This window comes from Duganella dendranthematis (assembly GCF_012849375.1).
Taxonomy (GTDB): Bacteria; Pseudomonadota; Gammaproteobacteria; order Burkholderiales; family Burkholderiaceae_D; genus Rugamonas; species Rugamonas dendranthematis.
Map to the genome: position 1 here is coordinate 2816964 of NZ_CP051684.1, position 25556 is coordinate 2842519.

Annotated in this window: 21 protein-coding genes and 1 pseudogene; 18 read left to right on the plus strand and 4 right to left on the minus strand. The window is 62.8% G+C overall.

Annotated elements, in window-relative coordinates:
- Position 1: 1 nt before the first annotated feature.
- Positions 2 to 1732 (minus strand): GGDEF domain-containing protein, encoded by a 1731-nt coding sequence (locus tag HH213_RS12860; protein WP_169112492.1) that lies wholly within the window; start codon positions 1730 to 1732, stop codon positions 2 to 4.
- 147 nt (positions 1733 to 1879) lie between these two features.
- Here HH213_RS12860 and panD point away from each other — a divergent pair, with 147 nt between their 5' ends.
- Positions 1880 to 2239 (plus strand): aspartate 1-decarboxylase, encoded by a 360-nt coding sequence (panD, locus tag HH213_RS12865; protein WP_110846333.1) that lies wholly within the window; start codon positions 1880 to 1882, stop codon positions 2237 to 2239.
- Between the two features lie 46 nt (positions 2240 to 2285).
- On the opposite strand, the gene HH213_RS12870 is transcribed toward panD, so the two are convergent.
- The gene (locus tag HH213_RS12870) at positions 2286 to 2906 is read right to left on the minus strand and encodes a Crp/Fnr family transcriptional regulator (protein WP_229263416.1); all 621 of its coding nucleotides are present in this window, start codon (positions 2904 to 2906) and stop codon (positions 2286 to 2288) included.
- 251 nt (positions 2907 to 3157) lie between these two features.
- Between HH213_RS12870 and HH213_RS29870 the strand changes: the two are divergent.
- The 12 genes and pseudogenes from HH213_RS29870 to HH213_RS12945 all read left to right on the plus strand — a co-directional run bounded on the left by HH213_RS29870 (position 3158) and on the right by HH213_RS12945 (position 16465).
- A pseudogene (locus HH213_RS29870) lies at positions 3158 to 4766 on the plus strand (methyl-accepting chemotaxis protein).
- 134 nt (positions 4767 to 4900) lie between these two features.
- Positions 4901 to 6064 carry a methyl-accepting chemotaxis protein gene (locus tag HH213_RS12895; protein WP_169112495.1) on the plus strand — a complete coding sequence of 388 codons (1164 nt, stop codon included), beginning with the start codon at positions 4901 to 4903 and terminating at the stop codon, positions 6062 to 6064.
- 13 nt (positions 6065 to 6077) lie between these two features.
- Positions 6078 to 6446, plus strand: a complete 369-nt coding sequence (locus HH213_RS12900) for a response regulator (RefSeq protein ID WP_110846336.1) — start codon at positions 6078 to 6080, stop codon at positions 6444 to 6446.
- A gap of 29 nt (positions 6447 to 6475) precedes the next feature.
- Positions 6476 to 6772: an STAS domain-containing protein gene (locus HH213_RS12905; RefSeq protein ID WP_110846337.1), complete on the plus strand. Its 297-nt coding sequence runs from the start codon at positions 6476 to 6478 to the stop codon at positions 6770 to 6772.
- A 9-nt stretch (positions 6773 to 6781) separates the two neighbouring features.
- Positions 6782 to 8953 (plus strand): chemotaxis protein CheA, encoded by a 2172-nt coding sequence (locus tag HH213_RS12910; RefSeq protein WP_110846338.1) that lies wholly within the window; start codon positions 6782 to 6784, stop codon positions 8951 to 8953.
- A gap of 12 nt (positions 8954 to 8965) precedes the next feature.
- Entirely contained in the window at positions 8966 to 9520 is a 555-nt protein-coding gene (locus tag HH213_RS12915; RefSeq protein ID WP_169112496.1) for a chemotaxis protein CheW, read from the plus strand.
- 13 nt (positions 9521 to 9533) lie between these two features.
- Positions 9534 to 10343 (plus strand): CheR family methyltransferase, encoded by an 810-nt coding sequence (locus HH213_RS12920; protein WP_169112497.1) that lies wholly within the window; start codon positions 9534 to 9536, stop codon positions 10341 to 10343.
- The gene (locus tag HH213_RS12925; protein WP_174864410.1) at positions 10340 to 10861 is read left to right on the plus strand and encodes a chemotaxis protein CheD; all 522 of its coding nucleotides are present in this window, start codon (positions 10340 to 10342) and stop codon (positions 10859 to 10861) included. The genes HH213_RS12920 and HH213_RS12925 overlap by 4 nt, the downstream gene beginning before the upstream one ends.
- Positions 10858 to 11943 (plus strand): protein-glutamate methylesterase/protein-glutamine glutaminase, encoded by a 1086-nt coding sequence (locus HH213_RS12930; RefSeq protein ID WP_110846341.1) that lies wholly within the window; start codon positions 10858 to 10860, stop codon positions 11941 to 11943. The genes HH213_RS12925 and HH213_RS12930 overlap by 4 nt, the downstream gene beginning before the upstream one ends.
- An 8-nt stretch (positions 11944 to 11951) precedes the next feature.
- Complete coding sequence (locus tag HH213_RS12935; RefSeq protein ID WP_229263417.1) at positions 11952 to 13199, plus strand: EAL domain-containing response regulator; 1248 nt, start codon at positions 11952 to 11954, stop codon at positions 13197 to 13199.
- A gap of 13 nt (positions 13200 to 13212) precedes the next feature.
- On the plus strand, positions 13213 to 14832 hold the full coding sequence (locus HH213_RS12940) for a methyl-accepting chemotaxis protein (RefSeq protein WP_169112499.1): 1620 nt from the start codon (positions 13213 to 13215) through the stop codon (positions 14830 to 14832).
- Positions 14833 to 14989: 157 nt separating this feature from the next.
- Complete coding sequence (locus HH213_RS12945; protein WP_169112500.1) at positions 14990 to 16465, plus strand: methyl-accepting chemotaxis protein; 1476 nt, start codon at positions 14990 to 14992, stop codon at positions 16463 to 16465.
- 10 nt (positions 16466 to 16475) lie between these two features.
- Here the strand turns inward: HH213_RS12945 and HH213_RS12950 are convergent, their stop codons facing one another.
- Positions 16476 to 17372 (minus strand): LysR family transcriptional regulator, encoded by an 897-nt coding sequence (locus tag HH213_RS12950; RefSeq protein ID WP_308494538.1) that lies wholly within the window; start codon positions 17370 to 17372, stop codon positions 16476 to 16478.
- Between the two features lie 279 nt (positions 17373 to 17651).
- Between HH213_RS12950 and HH213_RS12955 the strand changes: the two genes are divergently transcribed.
- Positions 17652 to 18638, plus strand: a complete 987-nt coding sequence (locus HH213_RS12955) for an aldo/keto reductase (RefSeq protein ID WP_169112502.1) — start codon at positions 17652 to 17654, stop codon at positions 18636 to 18638.
- Between the two features lie 36 nt (positions 18639 to 18674).
- The gene (locus HH213_RS12960) at positions 18675 to 19811 is read left to right on the plus strand and encodes an NADH-dependent flavin oxidoreductase (protein ID WP_229263418.1); all 1137 of its coding nucleotides are present in this window, start codon (positions 18675 to 18677) and stop codon (positions 19809 to 19811) included.
- Here the strand turns inward: HH213_RS12960 and HH213_RS12965 are convergent.
- Positions 19808 to 20620 carry a class I SAM-dependent methyltransferase gene (locus HH213_RS12965; RefSeq protein WP_169112503.1) on the minus strand — a complete coding sequence of 271 codons (813 nt, stop codon included), beginning with the start codon at positions 20618 to 20620 and terminating at the stop codon, positions 19808 to 19810. The genes HH213_RS12960 and HH213_RS12965 overlap by 4 nt on opposite strands.
- A 301-nt stretch (positions 20621 to 20921) precedes the next feature.
- On the opposite strand from HH213_RS12965, the gene HH213_RS12970 reads away from it, so the two are divergent.
- The 3 genes from HH213_RS12970 to HH213_RS12980 are packed head-to-tail and all read left to right on the plus strand — an operon-like array spanning position 20922 to position 25555.
- Positions 20922 to 22559 carry a TldD/PmbA family protein gene (locus HH213_RS12970; RefSeq protein WP_169112504.1) on the plus strand — a complete coding sequence of 546 codons (1638 nt, stop codon included), beginning with the start codon at positions 20922 to 20924 and terminating at the stop codon, positions 22557 to 22559.
- A gap of 18 nt (positions 22560 to 22577) precedes the next feature.
- Positions 22578 to 23915: a TldD/PmbA family protein gene (locus HH213_RS12975; RefSeq protein WP_169112505.1), complete on the plus strand. Its 1338-nt coding sequence runs from the start codon at positions 22578 to 22580 to the stop codon at positions 23913 to 23915.
- 2 nt (positions 23916 to 23917) lie between these two features.
- The gene (locus tag HH213_RS12980; protein WP_110846350.1) at positions 23918 to 25555 is read left to right on the plus strand and encodes a TldD/PmbA family protein; all 1638 of its coding nucleotides are present in this window, start codon (positions 23918 to 23920) and stop codon (positions 25553 to 25555) included.
- Position 25556: the final 1 nt, after the last annotated feature.

Sequence of the window (25556 nt, forward strand, 5' to 3'; positions counted from 1 at the left end):
TCTAAGCCGCGCTCTCCACGCGGTTGCGGCCTTTGCGCTTGGCGCTGTACAGCGCCAGGTCGGCCGCATGCAGCAGATCGTCCAGCGCCGCCGCAGGTCCAGTGGCGCTGGCGACGCCGAAGCTGGCCGTCACCCGCAGCAGCTGGCCATCGGCCAGCGTCAATGGCGCCGAGGCGATGGCGAGCCGCAGACGCTCGGCCAGCGCGCAAGCCTGTTCCAGCTGGCAGTAGGCCGGCATCACCACAAACTCTTCGCCGCCATGGCGCGCCAGGATTTCGCCGTCGCGCAATTCATCGCGCACCAGCGCCGCTATCCGTATCAGCACCTGGTCGCCGGCTTCGTGGCCGTGGGCGTCGTTGACCGCCTTGAAGTGATCGATATCAAACAGCAGCACCGCCAGCGTTTCCCGGCAGTCGCGCGCGCGTTGCAGCCGCTGGTTGCTGGCGGCGACAAACGCGCGCCGATTCAGGATGCCGGTCAGGTAGTCGGTGTTGGCGCGTAGCCGCAGTTCGTCGATCAGGCTTTGGCGCTCCAGTTCCAGCTGCTGGCGCTCGATGCTGTTAGTGCGCAGCGTGGCCAGCGCGCGCAGCATGTCGCCGATTTCGTCGGCGCGCTGCGAGCCGCCAGAGTCGCGCGAGTAGTCGCCATTCCCCAATCGAATCACCGCGCGGGTGGCGCGCAGCAGCGGCACGATCACGCGCCGCCGCACGATCAGCAGCAACAGCGTGAGCGACAGCAGGATGGCGATGCCGGACAGGGTGGCGATCCACAGTTCGCGGCGCGCGTGCTCATGGTCGTTTTGCGCCTGCGTCTCGGCTTCCTGCAGCAGTTCGTCGCGCAGCGCCAGGATCGGCGTCATGGTCGGCACGTAGCGCTGCGCCAGTTGCGCGGTATCGAGCTCGTAGGCGCGGCCGGCGCGGCTGGCCTGTTCGATGTCGGTCACCAGTTGCAGGCCTTCGCCGAAGTAGATGTCGTCCACGCGCTGCGTCACGATGGCCAGGTTGCCGCCGCTGTCGGTCGCCTGCACTTGCTGGCGCAGCTGGGCGATGCGGCCGCGCAGCATTTGCAGCCGCGTGTACTCGGCCGGCGTCAGCGCCTGACGCGTGGCCAGCGGCACGGTCAGCAGGGAGCCGAGGCGGCCGGCGTACTCGCGCAGTTCGACCGCGTAGCGCGCCTTGATCAGCGCCCGCGTGATGCGCGGGTACGCCAGTTCGGAGGCCTGCGTGTAGCTGGTGACGGCGTCCAGCGCCAGTGGCACCAGCCCGAACATCTGCTCGATGGCTTGCTTCAGTTGTTCCGGCGTGCGTTCGGCCGGCGGCAGGGCGGCCACCTGGTCGACGCTGTGGCGCGCCGCCGCCAGCGCCGCACGCAGCGGCGTCAGCACCACCCGCCGTGGCACGCTGCCGGCGGCTGGACGGTTGCCGTCATCGGCCAGCAGTTCGCGCTCCAGCTGCAGTAGCGCCAGGTCGGTGGCGGCGCGGCCGCGCTGCAGACGTTCGCGCCGCGCCGGATCGGCAGTAACACGTTCTCCCAGCACGGCGTTAACCGGGCCGCGCTCAAACGACAGTTTTTCCGCCGCCACCATGGCGGCGCGCGTCAGCCGCAGCGCTTGCAGGCCGGCGTCGGTGGCGTCATAGCGCAGCCAGGCGTTGCGGGTGATGTGGCCCAGCATGCCGCATACCAGCAACGCCAAAACGGCGGTGGACAGCGAGAGCAGGCGGGTCAGCTTCATGAAAATAGTTGAATACGTTTACAAGTAAACAATATGCCACAAAGCGACTTGCAATGGTGAGGAATGGTACAATGCCGCCCTCGCGTCGCTGCCCCTGCCTGGACAGGATGGCAAGGTTGAACGCTTACTATCGAGGGAAAGAATTCTATGCAACGTATTATGCTGCGCTCCAAGCTGCACCGCGTAACGGTGACCCAGGCCGACCTGAACTACGAAGGTTCCTGCGGTATCGACGTGGACCTGCTGGAAGCCGCCGATATCAAAGTCAACGAGCAGATCGAACTGTATAACGTCAACAACGGTGAGCGTTTCGCCACCTACGCCATTCCTGGCAAGCGCGGCAGTGGTGAGATTTCGCTGAACGGCGCCGCCGCCCGCAAGGCGCAGCTGGGCGACCTGCTAATCATTTGCACCTATGGTCCGATGACCGACCAGGAAATCGAAACCCACGTGCCGAAGCTGGTGTTTGTGGATGAAAACAACAAAATCAAAAGCATCAAGAAATAAATAAAAGGCAGTAAATGAAAAGGCGCTCCGTGGAGCGCCTTTTTTATTACCGCTTGCTGCCGTCCAGCCGCAATAGCTGCGACATGTACTGCGGCGTAATGCCCAGGAACGACGCCACCACCTTCTGCGAAATGCGTTGCTCCAGCCCCGGATACTCGCGGCGGAAGGCATTCAGGCGGCCCTGCGCCGGCGAGGCGTTCAGGTACAGCCGGCGGCTCTGGTCGATGATGCTGCGCTGGGCTGCGCCCAGGTAGTAATCGCGCATGTCGCTGTTGCGTTTATACAGCGCGCTGATTTCCGACCAGTCCAGCCGATAGCCATGTATGGCCGTCTCCGCCACCACAAAATTCAATGCCGGTTCCGATTCGCACGAACGCAACAGATCGTCATGGGCGCCGACCGACTCGCCGTCGGTCTGGAAGTGCTGCGTGACTTCGTTGCCGGCCTCGGTAATGAAGCCGGTACGCGTGACGCCGCTGTGCAGCCAGTGCACATACTGCGCCGGCGTGCCGATGCGTTGCAGGTATTCGCCCTTGCGCATGCTGAAAGGGACAGCCAGCGGCGCCAGCTGGCGCGAGGCTTCGTCGTACAGTTCTGGGGTCACGCCGTAACGGCGTGACACGACTTCGCGGTATTTAGCGCGGTGTTCTAGGAATGCGTTGCTCATCTCAGTTGTTTGGGAGTGGCGTGGGAACAGTCGACAAGGTTGTCTTTAAAGCCAACGATGTAAACGGCTGTACAAGTTAATCCGAAAGTGTAAACCTTTTCCCAGTCCATGACACAAGATTTGTTGCAAATTAGAATGGAAATTAAAAATTTATTTCAAACTTCAAACAGTTGAAGAAGTTGCTTTTATTCATGATTTCGGAGTTACTATAGCGCTACGATAGAACCATAATTTTCCAGTGGAGACTCCGCATGAAAATCAGTGACCTCAGCATAGGCCGCCGCCTTGCCTTGGGCTTTGCCATCATCCTTGCCGTACTGATCCTGAACACCGGTCTCGGCATTTACCGCCTGCAAGGCGTGGCCTCCGCCACCCGCGACATGATGCAAACACCGCTGGCCAAGGAACGCCTGATTTCCGACTGGTACCGCACGGTCTTTGCCGGCATCCGCCGCACCACCGCCATCGCCAAGAGCGCCGATCCGTCGCTGGCCACCTTCTTTGCGGACGAGGCCAAGGAAGGCGTCAACTTCGCCTCCAGCCTGGTCAAGCAGATCGAAGCGCTGACCGACGAGCGCGACAAGAAGCTGATGGAAGAACTGGTGGAGATGCGCAAGCTCTACGTCAGTTCGCGCGACAACGTGATGAAGGCCAAGAGCGCCGGCAACGACGCCGAAGCCACGCGCCTGCTGGAGCAGGTCTATCTGCCGGCCGCCAAGACTTATGAAGGCAAGCTGCAAAACATCCTCGACCACCAGCGCAAGGAAATCGACGCCGCCGCGTCCCGCATCGACGAGGTGGCGGCGCAGAGCCGCAACCTGCTGGTGATGCTGGCGATCCTGGTGGTGGCGTTTGGCGTGGCCTTCGCCTGGTGGCTGACCAGCGGCATCACGCGGCCGATCAATGAAGCGGTGGCGCTGGCCGAATCGGTGGCTGAGGGCGACCTGGTCGACCATCGCCATGGCGCGCACGACGATTACAGCAAGGATGAAACGGGCAAGCTGCTGCACGCGCTGCAGCGCATGTCGGCCAGCCTGGTGCGCATCGTCGGCGATGTGCGCAACGGGACGGAGACGATCACCACCGCGTCGACGGAGATCGCCGCCGGCAATCTGGACCTGTCGTCGCGCACCGAGGAACAGGCCAGCGCGCTGGAGGAAACCGCGTCGTCGATGGAAGAGCTGACCAGCACCGTCAAGCAGAATGCCGAGAACGCCCGTCAGGCCAACCAGCTGGCTGCCCAGCGCGGCCGAGGTGGCGCAGCGCGGCGGTGCCGAGGTGTCGGACGTGGTGCAGACCATGGCTTCCATCGATCAATCGTCGAAGAAGATTGTCGACATCATCGGCGTGATCGATGGCATCGCGTTCCAGACCAACATCCTGGCCTTGAACGCGGCGGTGGAAGCGGCGCGCGCCGGCGAGCAGGGACGCGGCTTTGCCGTGGTGGCTTCCGAAGTGCGCAATCTGGCGCAGCGCTCGGCCGCCGCCGCCAAGGAAATCAAGACGCTGATCGACGATTCGGTCGGCAAGGTGGAAACCGGCACCCGGCTGGTGGGCCAGGCCGGCAGCACCATGGAGCAGGTGGTCAGCAGCATCCAGCGCGTGACTGCCATCATGGCCGAGATCAGCAACGCCAGCGTCGAGCAGACCCACGGCATCGAACAGATCAACGTCGCCATCTCGCAGATGGACCATGTGACGCAGCAGAACGCCGCGCTGGTGGAGCAGGCCGCAGCGGCGGCCGGCGCCATGCAGGAACAGGCCGCGCAGCTGGCCGACGCGGTCAGCATCTTCAAGCTCGATGCTGCGCCGCAGCGCGCCGTCTTGCGCAGCGCAGCACGGCCGCTGCTGGCAAGCTGACACTGGGTTGTATCGGTGCAACAGCAATAGCATTCACCATCGCGTGATGGCGCGTGCGCGGGTTTCTGCGCTACAGTGGGACTTCCGGAGGCGCCGATCCAGCGGCGCCCCGCTCCGAAGCGAGGTGAGGTCCAGTGAAGAACTCAACCGGTGTCACTAGCAAAACAATAGTACCGCTTGGCCTAGCCGCCGCCGGCGCCTTGGGCACGGTTGTGGCCGGATGGAGCGCCTGGGGCTGGTTCACGTTGATCTGGGCCGTGCTGTTGCTGGGCGCCGCCGCCTGGCTGACGCGCGACACCGGCTTCAGTGCCAGCGCCGCCACCGGCGACAACCCGATGATCGACAACTATCTTGCAAGCCGCGAGCACTTCGGTGACGCGGTGCTGCCGGTGTGGTGCCGGCATATCGAAAACTCCCGTACGCAGATGGAGGAAGCGGTGTCCGACCTGGCGTCGCGCTTCTCCAGCATCGTCGACAAACTGGACAACGCGCTGCACGTATCCGGCGCCGCCAACCAGAGCGGCAGTTCAATGACCGAGGTGTTTGCGCACAGCGAAACGCAACTCGGCTCGGTGGTGACGTCGATGAAATCGGCGATGGCGTCCAAGCACGCCATGCTGGGACAAATCAAGGATCTGGAACGCTTCACGCGCGAGCTGCGCGGCATGGCCGAGGGTGTGGCCAGCATCGCCGCGCAAACCAATCTGCTGGCGCTCAATGCGGCGATCGAAGCGGCGCGTGCCGGTCCGGCCGGCGCCGGCTTCGCGGTGGTGGCCACCGAGGTGCGCATGCTGTCGATGCGCTCGGCCGAAACCGGCAAGGAAATCACCAACCGCGTGGGCCTGATCAGCAGCGCCATCCTGGCCGCCAGCCAGGCCGCCGAACAATCCAGCGAGGCGGAAGACAAATCGATGCAGTCGGCCGAGGGCATGATCGAGGCGGTGCTTAACGAATTCCGCCAGATGACGGACGCGCTGGTGCAGTCGTCCGAACTGCTCAAGCAGGAGAGCGTCGGCATCCAGGGCGAAGTGGGCGAGGCGCTGGTGCAGCTGCAGTTCCAGGACCGCGTCAGCCAGGTGATGTCGCACGTGCGCGAGAACATGGAGCGCTTGCCGGCGGTGCTGCGCGAGCACCGGGCCGCCTACGAAGCCAGCGGCGTGCTAGATGCGCTCGACCCGGACGTGCTGCTGCGCGAACTGCAGAAGACCTACGCGATGGCGGAAGAACACGCGGTGCACAGCGGCGCCAGACTGGCGGCGCCTGCCGCAACGGACGCCGATGAAGTTACTTTTTTCTGAGGATAGATAAGACATGGCAAAAACCATTATGGTGGTCGATGATTCAGCTTCGCTGCGGCAGGTGGTGGGCATTGCGCTGAAAGGCGCGGGATACGAAGTAATCGAGGGACGCGACGGCGTTGATGCGCTGTCCAAATGCACCGGGCAGAAAATCCATCTGGTGGTGTGCGACGTGAACATGCCAAATATGGACGGCATCACCTTCGTCAAGCAGTTCAAGCAGCTGCCCAACTATAAATTCACGCCGGTGATCATGCTGACCACCGAGTCGCAAGAGAGCAAGAAGGAAGAGGGCAAGGCCGCAGGCGCCAGGGCGTGGGTGGTCAAGCCGTTCAAACCGGAAGTGCTGCTGGGCGCCGTGGCCAAGCTGGTACTGCCATAATCGATTGAGCTAACTGGACGGAGGCTGCGATGGCGGACGACGTTACCCGGATTTCCCTGGACGGCGAACTGACGATCTACCGCGCCGCCGATCTGAAAGTCAGCGTGCTGGAAGCGCTGCGCAAGACGCGCGTGCTGGAAATCGATTTGTCCGGCGTGATCGAACTGGATACCGCCGGCCTGCAAGTGCTGATGCTGGCCAAGCAGACCGCGGCGGCGGAGCAGCGCGAACTGCGGCTGCTGCAGCACAGCCCCGCCGTGGTGGAAATTATTGAGATGCTGGACCTGGTCGCCTTCTTCGGCGACGCCGTGCTGATACACGCTTGAGGGGACGCCATGAACCTGGACGACGCGCTACAGACCTTTATCGCCGAAAGCCGCGAGCTGCTGGAGGAGATGGAGAACGCTCTGCTGAATGTGGACCTGGCCGGCGACCAGGACGAAGCGATCAACGCCATCTTCCGCGCTGCGCACACCATCAAGGGCTCGGCGGGGCTGTTCAGCCTTGATCATATTGTCGCCTTCACGCACGTGGTGGAAAGCCTGCTGGACAAGGTGCGCGACGGCAGCGTGACGCTCAACGACGAGATGGTGGTGCTGCTGCTGTCCTGCTGCGATTACCTGTCCGGCATGATCAACGGACTGGCCGCCGGCCAGCATGAGCAGAACCCCGATACCGCGCCGGAAGGCGAGATGCTGCAACAGCAACTGCGCCGCCACATGGACGGCGAGGCGACGGCATCATCGGCGGCGGTGGCGGCCCACTTGACGGTGAATGCGGAGCCCAGCGTCGAACGCATCGACAGCGAGCGTGGGGACAGCGACTACTGGCACATCTCGCTGCGCTTCGGCCGCGTGGTGCTGCAAAACGGCATGGACCCCATCGCCTTCCTGCGCTACCTGGGCAAGCTGGGACGCATCGTCGGCATCGCCACCATCCCGGACGCGCTGCCGTCCGCCGACGAAATGGATGCGGAACTGTGCTATCTGGGTTTTGAAATCGCCTTTGACAGCACGGCCGATCGCGAAGCCATCGCCGGCGTATTTGAATTTGTGCAGGACGATTGCGAGATCCGCATTATCCCGCCCAACAGCAAGGTGTCGGAATACGTCAACCTGATACGCTCGTTGCCGGAGCGCGCCGCGCGGCTGGGCGAGATCCTGGTCCGCTGCGGCAGCGTCACCGCGCATGAACTGGAAGAGGCGCTGCAACAGCAGTCCGGCAAGCAGGATAGCGCGCCGGCGCAGCAACTGGGCAGCATCCTGGTCGACGGCGGCAATGTGCCGCCGGTGGTGGTGGAAGCCGCGCTGGCCAAGCAGAAACAGGTCAGCGAACAGAAGGCGCAGGAGAGCCGCTCGATCCGCGTCGATTCCGACAAGCTGGATCGGCTGATCGACCTGGTGGGCGAACTGATTATCGCCGGCGCGCGCGCCAACCTGATAGGCCAGCGCATACAAAACACCGAACTACTGGAGTGCACCTCGACGCTCACCGGCCTGGTGGAGGACGTGCGCGACGCCGCGCTGGAACTGCGCATGGTGAAGATCGGCGCCACCTTCAACCGTTTCCAGCGCGTGGTGCATGACGTGGCGCGGGAACTGGGCAAGGACATCGGTCTGATCGTCGACGGCGAGGATTCGGAGCTGGACAAAACCGTCGTCGAGAAAATCGGCGATCCGCTGATGCACCTGGTACGCAACGCCATGGACCACGGCATCGAGCCAGCCGAGGTGCGGGTGGCCGCCGGCAAACCTGCCAAGGGCATGATCAAGCTGAATGCCTTCCACGAATCGGGCAGCATCGTGATTGAGGTCAGTGACGACGGCGGCGGCCTGCGCAAGGAGAAGATCCTGGCCAAGGCCATCGAGCGCGGACTGGTGGACCCGGAACGCAAGCTGACCGACAGCGAAATCTACAACCTGATTTTTGAAGCCGGCTTCTCGACGGCGGAGAAGATCACCAACCTGTCCGGGCGCGGCGTCGGCATGGATGTGGTCAAGCGCAATATCCAGGCGCTGCGCGGCAGCGTGGACGTCGGCAGCAAGGAAGGGCAGGGCACCACGGTGACGGTGCGTTTGCCGCTGACGCTGGCCATCATCGATGGCTTCCTGGTGCAGGTGGGGTCGTCGGTCTTCGTCATCCCGTTGGACATGATCGAAGAGTGCATTGAGTACGCCACCGAGCCGGGACAGGACTACACCAATTTGCGCGGCCAGGTGCTGCCGCTGGTGCGCCTGCGTCAGGTGTTCCGCATCGACGGCGCGGCCACGCGGCGCGAGAGCATCGTGGTACTCAAGTTCGGCAACCAGCGCGCCGGTTTGGTTGTGGATACGCTGCTGGGCGAATTCCAGACCGTGATCAAGCCCTTGAGCCCCCTGTTCAGCGAAGTGAAATGCATCAGCGGCTCCACCATCCTGGGCAGCGGCGAAGTGGCCTTGATCCTGGACGTGGCGGCCCTGATGCATGTCGTCGGCGCCAAGGGCGCCGTGGCGGCACTGGCCGCATAGGAGAACCTTCAGATGAACGCTGCAAACCAATCCTCTTCCAGCGTGGCCAGCTACGGCAGCAGCGCCGTCGCCGCGCTGCAAACCGAAGCCGCGCTGCCAAGCCAGTTCCTGACCTTCATGCTGGGCGATGAGCAGTACGCGGTCGGCATCCTGCACATCAAGGAGATCATCGAATACGGCAGCCTGGCGACGGTGCCGATGATGCCGGAATGTGTGCGCGGCGTGATCAACCTGCGTGGCGCGGTGGTGCCGGTGATGGACCTGTCGGCGCGCTTCGGCCGTCCGCCTAGCGTGATTGGCAAGCGTAGCTGCATCGTCATCGTGGAAGCTGGCGGGGAAGAGAAGCAGGTGCTGGGCATGCTGGTGGACGCTGTCAACGCCGTGGTGGAAATCGCTGCAACGGATATCGAACCGGCGCCGTCGTTCGGCACCCGCATCCGGCCCGACTTCATCGCCGGCATGGGCAAGCACAGTGGCCGTTTTGTGATCCTGCTCGACATCGAGCGCGTGCTGTCGGGCGAAGAGATCGTTGACCTGGCGCGCAGCACCGCTGCCGCCCAGGCGTGAATCGCGGTGCATCATGACCGTGGCGATGATCACCGAGCGCGAGTTCCTGCAATTCCAGCGCTTTATCTTCGACGCCGCCGGAATCACCATGTCCGATGGTAAGCAGGCGCTGGTCAGCGGCCGTCTGGCCAAGCGACTGGCGCATTACCAGCTCAATAGCTACAGCGACTATCTGCGCCTGCTGGAAAGCCGCTCACAGCCAGCCGAATTGCAGGTAGCGGTCGATCTGCTGACCACTAACGAGACTTACTTTTTCCGCGAGCCCAAACACTTCGCGCTGCTGCGGGACGTGGCGCAGGAAGCACAGGAAAAAAGCCGTGCACTGCGTGTGTGGAGCGCAGCCAGTTCCAGCGGCGAGGAGCCGTACAGTATCGCCATGGTGCTGGCCGACGTGATGGGCGTGGATGGCGCCTGGGAAGTGCTGGGCACCGACATCAGCACCCGCGTGTTGCAGCGCGCGCGCAGCGGCCATTATCCGATGGAGCGGGCGTCGCAGATGCCGCAGCACTACCTGAAGCGCTTCTGCCTCAAAGGCCAGGGCACGGAAGAAGGCACGATGCTGATCGAACGTCCGCTGCGGCAGCGCGTGCAGTTCCAGCATCTCAACCTGAATGCGCCACTGCCGCGCCTTGGCACCTTCGACGTGATCTTCCTGCGCAATGTGATGATCTACTTTAGCCTGGAGACCAAGCGCCAGGTGGTGGCGCGCTTGCTGGCGCAATTGCGGCCGGGCGGCTACTTTCTGATCGGCCACTCGGAAACGCTGAACGACATCAACGACACCTTAACCGCAGTCGCACCGTCGATTTATCGCAAGCCATGAACGACGCCAAGTTGATCGATATCTTCCTGATGCCGGGCGATTACTTCGTCGGCGACGGGCAGTATCGGGTGCGCACTTTGCTGGGGTCGTGCGTGTCGATCACGCTGTGGCATCCGGCGCTGCGTATTGGCGCCATGTCGCATTTCCTGCTGCCGGGCCACGGGCGCCGCAACAGCGACCGGCCGAACGACAAGCCGGGGTTGTATGGCGCCGACGCCATGCAGCTGATGGCGGACGGCATGGCGCAGCAGGGCGTGCCGCTGATCCAGTGCCAGGGCAAAATCTTCGGCGGCGGCGCGATGTTCCCGCGCCGCGCCAGGGTCAAGGATATCGGCATGCAGAACGGCGATTACGCGCGCAGCATGCTGCAGCAGCATGGCATACAAGTGGTGTCCGAAAGCCTGTTCGGCGAGGGGCATCGTCAACTCATCTTCACCATCCGTAACGGCGAGGTGCTGAGCCGCCAGGTTCCGCCGGAACCCGGATGGGGCAACGCAGGAGCAAGGAATCAGGCATGAGTGAAATCAAGGTCATGATCGTCGACGATTCCGCCGTGGTGCGGCAGGTGCTGAGCGGCCTGCTGAACGCGGCGCCCGGCATCACCGTCACCCATGCGGTGGCCAATCCGCTATTGGCGATTGAGCGCATGAAGGTGCAGTGGCCGGACGTGATCGTGCTGGACGTGGAGATGCCCAAGATGGACGGCATCACCTTCCTGCGCAAGCTGATGACCGAACATCCGACGCCGGTGGTGATCTGCTCGACGTTGACGGAGAAGGGCGCGCAGACCTCGGTGGAAGCGCTGACTGCCGGCGCGGTCGCCATCATCACCAAGCCGCGTCTGGACCTGAAGCAGTTCTTGCATGACAGCGCCGACGAACTGGTGTCCGCCGTGCGCGCCGCCGCCGGCGCCCATGTGGGCAAGCTGGCGCCGCGCGCGCTGGCTTCGGCGCCACCACCGCCGGTCACCGTCAAGCTGAATGCGGACGCCATCCTGCCGCCTACCGATGCGCGGCCGATGACCGCCACCACCGAACGGGTGGTGGCCATCGGCACTTCCACCGGCGGCACGCAGGCGCTGGAAGAGGTGCTGACGGCGCTGCCACGCGTCTCGCCTGGCATCGTGGTGGTGCAGCATATGCCGGAGAAGTTCACGGCGGCGTTTGCGGCACGGCTGGACAGCGTGTGCGAGGTGCGGGTGAAGGAGGCGGAGAACAATGACCGCGTGCTGCAAGGACAGGTGCTGATTGCGCCGGGCGGCAAGCATATGCTGTTGCGGCGCACGGGCGCGCAGTATTTTGTGGAGGTGGTGGATGGGCCGCTGGTCAATCGCCACCGGCCATCGGTGGATGTGCTGTTCCGCTCCGCCGCGCGCGCGGCCGGCGCCAATGCGCTGGGCGTGATCATGACCGGCATGGGCGACGACGGCGCGGCCGGCATGCTGGAGATGCTCAAGGCCGGCGCGCGCACGGTGGCGCAGGACGAGGCCAGCTGCGTGGTGTATGGCATGCCGAAGGAAGCGGTGAAGCGCGGCGGCGTCGAGAAGTCGGTGCCGCTCAACGCGATCTACCGCGAAATCCTGCAGCAGCTTCAATACTGAACATGAACATGCCAACCACTTCCGCTCCCTGGGCCGGCCGCCGCGTGCTGGTGGTCGAGGATAGCGCCGTGCAACGCGGTTATCTGGTCGGCCTGCTGAAGCAACTGGAGTTTGGCGACATCTTCGAAGCGGCCGACGGCAACGAAGCCTTGCAGCTGCTGGAGCGCGAACGGCACGACCGCATTTTCCTGGTGCTGACCGATCTGGAAATGCCCGGCATGGACGGCATCGAACTGACCTGCCAGCTGCGCGAACGCGATCTGGCGGATAACCTGATCGTGGTCAGCGCGCGCGATCCGCGTCTGCTGGAGATCATTGAAAACATGGCCTGCGAAGACGCCTCCATCGGCCTGCTGGGCACCTTGCTTAAACCGGTGCAGCTGGACTCCCTGACGCAGCTGCTGTCCAAGGTCAATGACCGCAGCAGCGATTGCCGCCCCGCCGTGCCACCGCCGCCGGCTCAGGCTTCGCTGGAAGAATTGGCACAGGCGCTGGAGCGCAAGGAATTCCTGCCCTGGTTCCAGCCCAAGATCGCCATGCAGAGCGGCCAGCTGAAAGGCGTGGAAGCGCTGGCGCGCTGGCAGCATCCGCAGCGCGGGTTGCTGTCGCCGGCCTACTTCATCGACACGCTGGAAGGCCATCCGCTGATGGCCGATTTTACGCTGGCGCTGGTGCAGCAGGTGTTGCAGTACATGCTGCACTGGCAGCAGGCCGGCCTGCCGCCGTTGTCGGTGTCGGTCAACCTGTCGGCCGACAACCTGTCCGACCGTGCCTTCATCGATCGCCTGACGGCGCTGGTGATGCAGTCCGGCGTGGCGCCGGCGTCGCTGGTGTGGGAGGTGACCGAGACCAGCGTGATGCGCCAGCTGTCGCAGGCGCTGACCAATATGGGCCGCTTGCGGCTGATGGGCTTTGGGCTGGCGATGGACGATTTCGGCATCGGCTATTCATCGATGCAGCAGTTTGCGCGCTGCCCGTTCACCGAGCTGAAAATCGACCGCGCCTTCGTCAACGGTGCGACGCAATGGCCGAACCGCCTGCTGGTGTTGAAAAGCGCGCTCGATCTGGGCCAGAGCCTGGGCGTGGCCACGGTGGCGGAAGGGGTGGAAACGGTGGAAGACTGGAAGCTGCTGCGCGATCTCGGTTGCGATCTGGCGCAGGGCTATCTGCTGGCCAAACCCATGCCGGCGGAGGATTTAGTGGGATGGATGCGACAGGACCGGCGCCGCTTGCGCGCGCTGGCGGGGATGGAATAACAAGGAGAAGCTCATGTTGGCGAAATTGACAGTCAGGACCAAGATCCTGGCGCTGATTGCTGTGGCAGTGCTGGCGTTGTTGTTGGTGGTGGTGATCGCCTTCCAGGGGCTGAAAAAAGAAGGCGAGATGCTGGCGGAAATTGGCCGGAACCGCATGCCATCGGTGCAGGCGCTGATGGTCATCAATGAGGGCAAGACCGGCATTCGTTCCTCCAACCGCGCGGCGGAAGCGGTTGCATCCTACCCTGAAAACACGGCGGAGATCGCGCAGCAGATCAAGCGCCGCGCGGAGATTTTCACACAGATCGACCAGGCCTGGAAGATCTACGATGCGTTGCCGCAGTCGCCGGAGGAAGCTACGGTATGGAAGACCTTCGTCAAGGCCTGGGAGACGTGGAAGAACAAGGACGCGGAATTCGGCAGCGTGCTGACGCAGATCCAGGGCGCCGAACCGGCCAGGCGCAAGGACTTGTTCGTCGCGCTGCATAACAACCTGATCGACAACCGCGCCGCCTTCCACGAGCTGGAAACCAATCTGGATAAGCTGGTGGAACTGAACGTCCGTTATGGCGACGAGGCGGTGAAGGAAGCCGACGCCGCATCGGCCTCCGCCGCATCGCGCATGACCACCGCCTCCGTGGTGGCGCTGGCGCTGCTGGTGGCCTTGGGCCTGGTAATCCTGCGCGGCATCATGAAGCAGCTGGGCGGCGATCCGTCGTATGCGGCGGACATTGTGCGGCAGGTGGCCGATGGCGACCTGAGTGCGGAGGTGCTGCTCAAAGCCGGCGACACCAGCAGCCTGCTGGCGGCGATGAAAGGCATGATCGACAAGCTGTCCGGCGTGGTGCAGGAAGTGAACAACGGCGCCGAGGCGCTGGCGTCGGCATCGGAAGAAGTCAGCGCCACGGCGCAGTCCCTGTCGCAGGCCGCCAGCGAACAGGCGGCGGGTACCGAGGAGACCAGCGCCTCGGTCGAGCAGATGACGGCTTCCATTTCGCAGAACACCGAAAACGCCAAGGTCACCGACAGCATCGCCAGCAAGGCCGCGCTGGAAGCGGCGGAGGGTGGCGCGGCGGTCAAGTCCACCGTGGCGGCGATGCAGCAGATCGCCAAGAAGATCAGCATCATCGACGATATCGCTTATCAAACCAATCTGCTGGCGCTCAACGCGGCCATCGAGGCGGCGCGTGCCGGCGAACATGGCAAGGGCTTTGCCGTGGTGGCGGCCGAGGTGCGCAAGCTGGCGGAGCGCAGCCAGGTGGCGGCGCAGGAAATCGAACAGGTGGCGTCCAGCAGCGTGGAGCTGGCGGAAAAGGCCGGCCACCTGCTGGACGAGATGGTGCCGAACATTCGCCGCACCTCGGACCTGGTGCAGGAGATTACGGCGGCATCGGAAGAGCAGTCGGCCGGCGTCGGTCAGATTAACTCTGCCGTGACGCAGCTGAGCCAGACCACGCAGCAGAACGCATCCAGCTCCGAGCAGCTGGCGGCGACGGCGGAAGAGATGAGCGCGCAGGCGGAGCAGCTGCAACAGGCCATGTCGTTCTTCAAGCTGGCTGGCGGCAAGCGGCCGGTGCGCGCGCCGGTCGTCACCCCAAGCCGCGCCGCGCCGGCCGCCAGCCGCTTGGCGTAGCCTCCAGCCGCCGCATGCCGGAGATGAGCGACCCCGATGAGACAAACTTCGTGAAGTTCTGACGCTGGAATGCCGCACCGTTAGTTTTGGTGAGAATTAGCGGTCAATATTGGTTCACAATGAATCGTGATCCCGTCTCTCCAAGGAGTACCCGCCCATGTTCAAGCAGATGAAAATGGAGACCCGGCTGCATGCCGGGTTTGGACTTGTTGTTGTGTTGGTGGTGCTGATGGGCGTGATCGCCTTCAGCAAACTGACGTCCCTGCACGACCACTGGACCGACTTTGAAAACGTCACGCTGGCGCGCAAGAACGCCGTACTGGAAGCGGTGACGGCGCACGGTCGCGCGGTGCGTCACTTCAAAAATTATATCCTCCGTGGTCCCGACAGTAACGCGCAGTTCCGCACCGAGCTGGCGGTGATCGAAAAAGAGATGGCAGCGTATCGCGCCGCCAGTGCGCTGTCGGCGGAAGAGCAGGCATTGCTGGGGGAGGTGCAGGACGGCGTCAAGGCCTATGACCACAGCATGGCCCAGCTGGAAGCGATGCACGAGAAGGGCATGACAGCCCTGGAGATGGACAAGAACATCAAGGGTGCGGACGAAGCCATCGCCGCCGCCTTTCGCAAGCTGTTAAAGGTGAACGACGCCGAGACCCAGAAGGAGTCGGCGGCCATGACGGACGTCACCAACTCCGCCAAGCAGATGATATTGGCGGTGGATGTGGTGATCGCGATTCTCGGTTGCGTGCTGGCGGTGTGGCTGGCGCGCAGCCTGTCGTCGATTGTGCGCGATGTGCAGACCGTGGTGGCCGGATTGTCGAGCGCATCGCAGGAGGTCAGCGCGACGGCGCAGTCCTTGTCGCAGGCGGCCAGCGAGCAGGCGGCGGGCGTGGAAGAGACCAGCGCTTCCATCGAGCAGATGACGGCGTCGATCGCGCAGAATACCGAGAACGCCAAGATCACCGACGGCATCGCCACGCAGGCGGCGGTGGAAGCGGCGCGCGGCGGCGAGGTGGTGAAAGCCACCGCTTCGGCCATGAAGCAAATCGCCGGCAAGATCGGCATCATCGACGATATCGCTTACCAGACCAATTTGCTGGCGCTGAACGCGGCGATTGAAGCGGCGCGCGCCGGCGAGCATGGCAAGGGGTTTGCGGTGGTGGCGGCCGAGGTGCGCAAATTGGCCGAGCGTAGCCAGGTGGCGGCGCAAGAGATCAGCGCGGTGGCGGCGGACAGCGTCAAACTGGCGGAGCAGGCCGGCGAGATGTTCGATCAGCTGGCGCCGAATATCCGCAAGACCTCGGAGCTGGTGCAGGAAATTACGGCGGCGTCGGAAGAGCAGTCGTCCGGCGTGCGGCAGATTAATGGCGCGGTGATTCAGCTGAGTGAGACCACGCAGGTGAACGCGGCCAGTTCGGAAGAGCTGGCGGCGACGGCGGAAGAGATGAGCGCGCAGTCGGACCAGTTGCGGCGCCTGATGGCGGTATTCAAGCAGTACGCGGTGGACGACGCGCCGCGCGTGGCCCTGCGTCGGCCAGCGGTGCTGAAGACCGCCGCCAGCGCACGGCCGGCACGCCCGGTCGGGCTGGGCGCCGACAGCGCGCCGGACGAAACCAAGTTCACGCGTTTTTGAATCGCGTTTACTAGCGTCCTCCGGGCTTGCGTCCACGCAGACTCAACGCTGCAACCACCAGCGAAAATGCCGCCGTCGGCTGGCGCCGGCTTGGATAGTAGAGGTGGTACCCTGACATCGGCGCCGACCATTCGGCCAACACCCGTTGTAGCCTGCCCGCCGCGATATGCTCCTTCACCACATCGTCGGGCAGGTAGCCCAGCCCCAGCCCCGCCAGACAGCTGTCCAGTTGCAGAGCGATCGTGTTGAACGCGAGCTGCGCGCCGGGTCGAACCTTGATTTCGCGTCCCTCTTTGACAAATGGCCATGACCACACACCGCCGGAGGTGGGCAGGCGCAATGCGATGCAGCGATGTTCGGTCAATTCGTGCGGCGCCTTGGGCTTGCCGTACTTTTTGAAGTATGCCGGCGACCCGACCACGCATTGCTTGAAGTCCGACCCAATACGCACGGCAATCATATCCTGCGCGACCTGTTCGCCCAGGCGTACCCCGGCATCGAACCGGTCCGCCACAATGTCGGCCAGACTGTAGTCGTTGATGATCTCCACCGTGATATCCGGGTAGTCAGCAAGCAGCGGCGCCAGCGCCGGCAGCAGTATGGTCTGCGACGCATGTTCGACCGAAGTAATCCGCACGCTGCCCACCGGTTTGTCGCGCAGTTCACTCAACGCATTTAACCCGGATGCGATGCCGTCGAAGTGCGGACCGATCGACTTGAACAGTCTTTCGCCTGCCTCGGTGGTGGCGACGCTGCGCGTTGAACGCGTCAGCAACCGTACCCCGAGCCGGGCTTCCAGCCCCGTGATTTTTGCACTCAATGCCGGCTGTGAAATGCCCAGCTGTGCCGCCGCGCGCGTAAAGCTACGTTGCGTCGCCACCAGCAGGAACGCTCCCAGGTCATCCATGCTCTCTTTTACCATTTATAACCTCCGCCTATAAGCGCAAGAGGATTATCGCATCTAATCATATCTATCGTGCGCGGTTACATTGGAGCCGTGTACTTGATAAGGACGAGATCCATGACAGCACAGGACGAATATTCTGGCATGACGCCGCACACTGCTGGACGGCGCGCGTTCATACGGCACGCAGCCGTGCTGGGAGCGTCTGCGGCCGTTGCGCCCACGCTTGGCGCGGCGCGGGCACCAGGCAATCACACCACTCAATCATTGCGAGGACAAGAAATGAAACAACGTACTTTGGGCACCATGAAGGTGTCCGAGATCGGCGCCGGCTGCATGACGTTTGCGGGGAATTACAACGCGCCGGTGCCCAAGGAGCAGGCTATCAAGACGATCCGCACCGCCTATGAGAATGGCGTCACCTTCTTTGATACGGCGGAGGTCTATGGACCGTATCTCAGCGAAGAATTCGTTGGCGAAGCGCTGGCGCCCTTCCGCGACAAGGTGCAGATCGCAACCAAGTTTGGCTTCGCGATCGACGGTACGATTGCGCTTAACAGCCGTCCGGCGCATATCCGGAAAGTGGTTGAGGAATCGCTCAAGCGCCTGCGTACCGACCGCATCGATCTGTATTACCAGCACCGTGTCGATCCGGCGCTGCCCATTGAAGAAGTGGCAGGCGCCCTCAAGGAGCTGATCCGGCAGGGCAAGGTGCTGCACTTTGGCCTGTCCGAAGCCAGCGCCACAACCATCCGCCGCGCGCACGCGGTGCAAGCAGTATCCGCCGTGCAGTCGGAGTATTCGCTGTGGACGCGCAACGTCGAATTGAACGGCGTGCTGGATACCTGCAAGGAACTGGGCATCGGTTTCGTGCCGTGGTCGCCGGTTGGTGCCGGGTTCCTGACCGGGAAGATCGACGCCGGCACGCAGTTCGATCCCAAGACCGACTTCCGCGCCGGGTTCCCGCGCTTTTCAAAAGAATTCTTGAAACTCAACTTGCCACTCATTGAATGGCTCAAGGGTTACGCGGCACAAAAAGGCGCTACGCCATCCCAGGTGGCGCTGGCCTGGCTGTTGGCCAAAGCTCCGAACATCGTACCGATTCCCGGCACGCGCAGCGAGGCGCATCTGCTGGAAAACCTCGGCGCCCGGCGCGTGCAGCTGACCGCCGCCGATGTCCAGGCGATCGACACCATGCTGGGTAAATACCCGGTCTTCGGCGACCGCATGGGTGAAGCACACATGAGCCAGATCGACTACACGATTTGATTTGCTCCCACCAGCCCTTAATGAAAGTGAAGCTCCGTGAAATACAGTACATTATTTGAGCCGATGACGCTCCTCCCAGGTCTGGTTGTGCGCAACCGCATCGTGATGGCGCCGATGACCACCTGGGCCGGCAACGACGATGGCACGGTCTCCGATGAGGAGGAGGCCTACTATCGCCGCCGGGCGCAGGACGTTGGCCTGGTGATCATTGGCTGCACGCACGTCCAGGAAAATGGTGTCGGTTTTACTGGCGAATTTGCCGCGCACGACGACCGCTACATTCCGAGCCTGCGCAAACTGGCGCGTGCCGCCAAAAGTGGCGGCGCACCGGCTATCCTGCAAATCTTCCACGCCGGCGTCAAGACTTTGCCGGCGCTGGTCACCGACGTGGTGGCTGCCAGTGCTGTTGCTGGTGACGGCGGTCCGTTCGCATCGGCCATCATGCCAAGAGCGCTAGATGGCGAAGAAATACCGGATATCGTAGAGGCATTCGCCGATGCCACGCGGCGCGCCATCATGGCTGGCTTTGATGGCGTCGAATTGCATGGTGCGCACGGATTCCTGATCCAGAATTTCTTCTCGCCGCGTTCGAATCGCCGCACCGATGAGTGGGGTGGCTCGCTGGAAAATCGCATGCGGTTTCCGCTGGCGATTGTGGCAGCCGTCCGGCGCACCATCGCCGAACATGCAGACCGGCCGTTTGCACTCGGCTATCGCATTTCGGTGGAAGAGGAGGTCCAAGGCGGCCTGACGCTGGATGATTCGCTACAGTTGATCACGCGCCTGATTGACGCCGGCGCAAGCTATATCCATGCCTCGCTTGGCAGTGCGTTAGACCAGCAGCCGTCGACCGGCGAGCATCGTGGGACGATCGTCAGCATATTGCGTGCTCACATAGACGGCCGCGTGCCGCTGATGGCGGCGGGCCGCGTCAAGACGCCCGCACAAGCTGCCAGCGCGCTCGATATGGGCCTGGCGCTGGTCGCTGTGGGACAGGGTTTGGTTATCGATCCGGAGTGGGTGTCGCATGCCCGCGCCGGACGGGATGCTGATGTTCGCACGACCATCTCCGCTGACGATGTGGCGCGCACCAGCATCCCTGGCAAACTATGGGGCGTCATCAATGCGACGCCCGGCTGGTTCGAGGTGGTTGCCCCGGATAGTGCCGCTTAAGGCTTGACGAATTTAAGCGTCATGCGGTCGCTCTCGCCGATGGCCTGATACTTGGCGCGGTCCTCGTCCTTGTTGGCATAGGTCGGCGGCAGCGCCCACACGCCGCCTTTGTGGTCGGCGGTGTCCTTCGGGTTGGCGTTGACTTCCGAACGGCCGGCCAGCTTGAAGCCCGCCGCTTCCGCCAGCTTGATCACATACTGCTCGTGCATATAACCGCTGCTGGCCGTCGCATCCTGCGTTTTCGACGCCGGCAGGCGATGCTCTTCCACACCCAGCACACCGCCCGGTTTCAGCACCGTGTACAGGTTGCCGAACAAATCCTTCATCTTGTCCGGACCCAGCTCGATCCAGTTATGGATATTACGGAAGGTCAGCACCATGTCCACGCTGTTCGGCGCCGCCAGCTCGTATTTGCGGCCCGGCGAGAACACGCCAATCGCCACCTTGTTGTATGCCTCCGGCTTGGCGTTCAGGCGCGCCATGAAGCGCTCTGCGCCACGACGTTCACCTTCGTTGGGCGAGGCCAGGTCATTGCCGCCGGTGATCAGTTTTCCGTGATCGCGCAGGTACGGCGCCAGGATCTCGGTGTACCAGCCGCCGCCCGGCGCCAGTTCCACCACCGTCATGGTCGGCTTGATGCCGAAGAAGCTCAGCGTCTCGTACGGATGGCGATAGACATCGCGCTTGACGTTGTCCGGCGTGCGCGTTGGGGCGGCGATGGCGGCCTTCAGTGCGTCGTCGGCCAGTGCGGCGCTGTTGGCGCCGACCAGCGTCATGGTGGCGATAGCCGCCAGGATAAATCGTTTCATGCACAGTCTCCTGATGTGTGGTGGTGAGCGCGATCATCGGCCAAGCACTCAAACAGGTCAAGCGAAAAGGCGCGTCCGCACCGCCCCGGTGCGCGGACAGTCGCGGACACTCGGCGGACACATGCCGGACACTTCGTCATGGATGCCACACAAATAAAACAGACACTTGCACAACACTTGTCGATGGCATACATTTTGCAATCCGTGTTCTTAATCCGCCGCTAATATTGGCAAATCACTAGAACAGGCGACGGATATTTTGCCAAATGGGCGGCTGGCCCACAACAATGTTGGAGATACTATGGAACGACGTGCTTTCCTCAATATCAGTAGTCTGGCGCTGGGCACGATGCTGTTGCCCAGCTTTGGCCGCGCCATCGCTGCCGAAGAACTGCTGACGCAAGTGGATGTGAAGTTCAAAAAAGCCCTGGCCGATACCGCGATGACGGCCGCCACCCAGGCCGGCGCTTCCTACTGCGACGTGCGCGTGGGCCGCTACCTGAATCAGTTCATTACCACCCGTGACCTGAATGTGGAAAACGTCACCAACACCGAGTCGGCCGGCGTCGGCGTGCGCGTAATCTCCGGCGGCGCCTATGGCTTTGCCGCCACCAACGACATGACGCCGGACGGCGTGGCAGCCGCCGCGCGCCAGGCGGTCGCCATCGCCAAGGCCAATGCCAAGCTGCAAACCGAACCGCTGATCCTGGCGCCGGTAAAAGGCGTGGGCGAAGTGGCGTGGGCCACCCCGATCACCAAGGATTGGCGCACGGTGCCGATCAAGGAAAAGGCCGAGCTGCTGATCGCCGCCAACAAGGCCGGCATGGACGGCGGCGCCAGCTTCATGCAGTCCTTGCTGTTCCAGGTGAACCAGCAGAAGTACTTCGCATCGACCGACGGCTCCTACATCGACCAGGACGTGCACCGTTTGTGGGTGCCGTTCTTCGCCACCGCCGTCGACCAGAAAGAGAACAAGTTCCGTTCGCGCCAGGGCCTGTCGGCGCCGGTCGGCATGGGTTACGAATACCTGGACGCGCGGCCCGAGCACAAGCTGCAGGCGGCCGGCGGCGTGACCACGCTGTACACCAAGTCCTACGACATCATCGAAGACGCGCGCCTGGCCGGCAAGCAGGCCAAGGCCAAGCTGAAAGCCAAGTCGGTGGAGCCGGGCAAATACGATCTGGTGCTGTCGCCGGAACACCTGTGGCTGACCATTCACGAATCCGTCGGCCACCCGACCGAGCTGGATCGCGTGCTGGGCTACGAGGCCAATTACGCAGGCACCAGCTTCGCCACGCTGGACAAATGGCAGTCTAAGAAATTCAAGTACGGTTCGGACCTGGTCAACATCGTCGCCGACAAGACTACACCAGGTTCGCTCGGCGCGGTCGGTTACGACGACGAAGGCGTCAAGTGCAAGAACTGGGACATCATCAAGGACGGCATCCTGGTCAACTACCAGGCCACGCGCGACCAGGCCCACATCATCGGCGAGAAGGAATCGCACGGCTGCTCGTATGCGGACAACTGGGCCAATGTGCAGTTCCAGCGCATGCCGAACGTGTCGCTCAAGGCCGGCGCCAGGAAGCAGACGCCGGACGACATGATCAAGGACGTCAAGAAGGGCATCTACATCGTCGGCGATGGCTCGTTCTCGATCGACCAGCAGCGCTACAATTTCCAGTTTGGCGGCCAGCTGTTCTACGAAATCAAGAACGGCAAGATCGGCCAGCAGCTGGAAGACGTGGCCTACCAGTCCAACACCCAGGAGTTCTGGAACGCCTGCGTGGGCATCTGCGACGAGCGCGATTGGCGCATGGGCGGCTCCTTCTTCGACGGCAAGGGCCAGCCACCGCAAGTGTCCATCGTGTCGCACGGCGCGGCGACGACGCGCTTCAACGGCATTAACGTGATCAACACCGCCCGCAAGATCGGCTAAGTCCTGGAGAGAGACAAGATGAAATTCCTGAGTCAAGAAGAGACCAAGCGTATCAGCGACAAACTGCTGGCGCTGACCAAGGCCGATCAGTGCGAGATCACCATCAACGGCAGCCGCAAGGGCAATATCCGCTATGCGCGCAACGCCGTTTCCACCGCGGGCCTGATTGAGGACACGCAGCTGGTGGTGTCCGTCGCCTTCGGCAAAAAACAGGGCACGGCTTCCGTCAATGAGTTCGACGACAAGTCGCTGGAAAAAGCCGTGCGCCGCGCGGAAGACCTGGCGCGCCTGGCGCCGGAAAATCCGGAGTTCATGCCGACGCCGACCAAGCAAGAGTACAAGGCGTCGCAGACCTTCTTCCAGAAGACCGCCGACATCGATCCTGAGTTCCGCGCGCAGGTGGCGGCTTACAGTATCGAGAATTCGCGCAAGAACAAGCTGGTGGCGGCGGGCTTCTTCACCGACGGCGCGCAGTTCACTTCCATCGCCAACTCCAACGGCGTGTTCGGCTACCAGACCGACACGGGCCTGGACTTCACGCTGACGGTGCGCACCGAAGACGGCCGCGGTTCCGGCTGGGTCAAGCGCAGCGTGGGCGATGCCAGCAAGTTCGATGCGCGCGCTGCATCGGATGTCGCCATTGAAAAGGCGTTGCGTTCGGTGGATGCCAAGGCGCTGGAGCCGGGCCGCTACACGGTGATCCTGGAGCCGGCCGCCACTTCCGACGTGCTGGCGTATATGTTCAATTCCTTCGATGCGCGTTCGGCCGACGAAGGCCGCAGCTTTCTGTCGAAAAAGGGCGGCGGCAATCGCATGGGCGAGAAGCTGTTCGATGAGCAGGTCAATGTGTGGGCCGATCCGTGGGACAAGGATGTCGCCGTGCTGCCGTGGGATACCGGCAGCATGCTGGCGCGCGAACGCCAGGACATCATCAAGAACGGCCGCATCGCCAACCTGGATTACTCGCAGTATTGGGCCAAGAAGCAGGGCAAGCGCGCCATCGGCACGCCGGGCAATATCATCATGGCCGGCACCAACAAGTCGACCGAAGAGCTGATCGCCAATACCAAGAAGGGCATCCTGGTTACGCGTACCTGGTATATCCGCATGGTGGACCCGCAGTCGGTGCTGCTGACCGGCCTGACGCGCGACGGCACGTTCTACATCGAGAACGGCAAGATCAAGCATCCGATCAAGAACTTCCGCTTCAATGAAAGCCCAGTGTCGATGTTGAACAACATCGATGAAATCGGCAAACCGGAGATTCTCTCGGGCGATGAGTGGCAGTATCAGTTGCTGATTCCGGCGATGAAGGTCCGTGACTTCAACTTCACCTCTTTGTCGGACGCGGTGTAATCATGGAGCGACGTTCATTCCTGAAAGTAGGCGCCGTCGCTGGCGGCAGCCTGCTGGTGCCGGTCTTCGGTAACGCGATTGCAGCCGAAGAGCTGCTCAACCCCATGGCTGTGCAGTTCAAGAAGTCGCTGGCCGACGCCGCAATGAACGCCGCGACCAAGGCCGGTGCCTCGTACTGCGACGTGCGCATCGGCCGCTATCTGAACCAGTTCATCACCACGCGTGACCTGAACGTGGAAAATATCGTCAACACCGAATCGTCCGGCGTTGGCGTGCGCGTGATCGCCGGCGGCGCTTATGGCTTTTGCTCGACCAACGTGATGACACTGGACTCGGTGGCCGACGCGGCGCGCCAGGCGGTCGCCATCGCCAAGGCCAACGCCAAGCTGCAAACCGAGCCGGTGGTGCTGGCGCCGGTTAAGGGCGTGGGTGAAGTGGCGTGGGCTACGCCGTTCAAGAAGGACTGGCGCGCGGTGCCGATCAAGGACAAGGCGGACATGCTGCTGGCCGCGAACAAGGCCGGGCTGGATGCCGGCGCCAGCTTCATGGCGGCCAATCTGTTCCAGGTGAATCAGCAGAAGTATTTTGCATCCACCGACGGCTCGTATATCGACCAGGACATCCATCGTCTGTGGTCGCCGTTTACCGCCACCGCCGTCGATAAAACCAGCGGCAAGTTCCGCACGCGCGACGGCCTGTCTTCGCCGGCCAGCATGGGCTTTGAATTCTTCGACTGCAAAGCGGAGAACCGCGTCAAGGCTGCAGGTGGCGTCACCACGCTGTACAAGGGTGCTTACGATCTGATTGAAGATGCGCGCGCGGCGGGCCGCCAGGCACGCGAAAAGCTGACTGCGAAGACGGTCGATCCGGGCAAGTACGATTTGGTGCTGTCGCCGGAACACCTGTTCCTGACCATTCACGAATCGGTCGGCCATGCCACCGAACTGGATCGCGTGCTGGGCTACGAGGCCAATTACGCAGGCACCAGCTTCGCTACGCTGGACAAGTGGAAGTCGAAGAACTTCAAGTATGGCTCGGAGCTGGTCAACATCGTCGCCGACAAGACCACGCCGGGTTCACTGGGCCTGGTCGGTTACGACGATGAAGGCGTCGCCTCCAAACGCTGGGATTTGATCCGCAACGGCATTCTGGTCAACTACCAGGCCACGCGCGACCAGGCCGCCATCATCGGCGAGAAGGAATCGCAGGGCTGCTCGTATGCCGATAGCTGGAGCAGCGTGCAGTTCCAGCGCATGCCCAACGTGTCGCTGGAAGCGGGCAAGAAGCAGCTGACGCCCGACGAAATGGTCAAGGACGTCAAGAAGGGCATTTATATCCTGGGTCGCGGTTCGTACTCGATCGACCAGCAACGCTACAACTTCCAGTTTGGCGGCCAGCTGTACTTCGAAATCAAGAACGGCAAAATCGTCAACCAGCTGGAGGACGTGGCCTATCAGTCGAACACCCAGGAATTTTGGAACGCCTGCACCGCGCTGTGCGATGAACGCGACTGGCGCATGGGCGGCTCGTTCTTCGATGGCAAAGGCCAGCCTAGCCAGGTGAGCGCCGTGTCGCATGGTTCGCCGACGACGCGCTTCAACGGCATCAACGTAATCAACACCGCTCGCAAGATTGGATAAC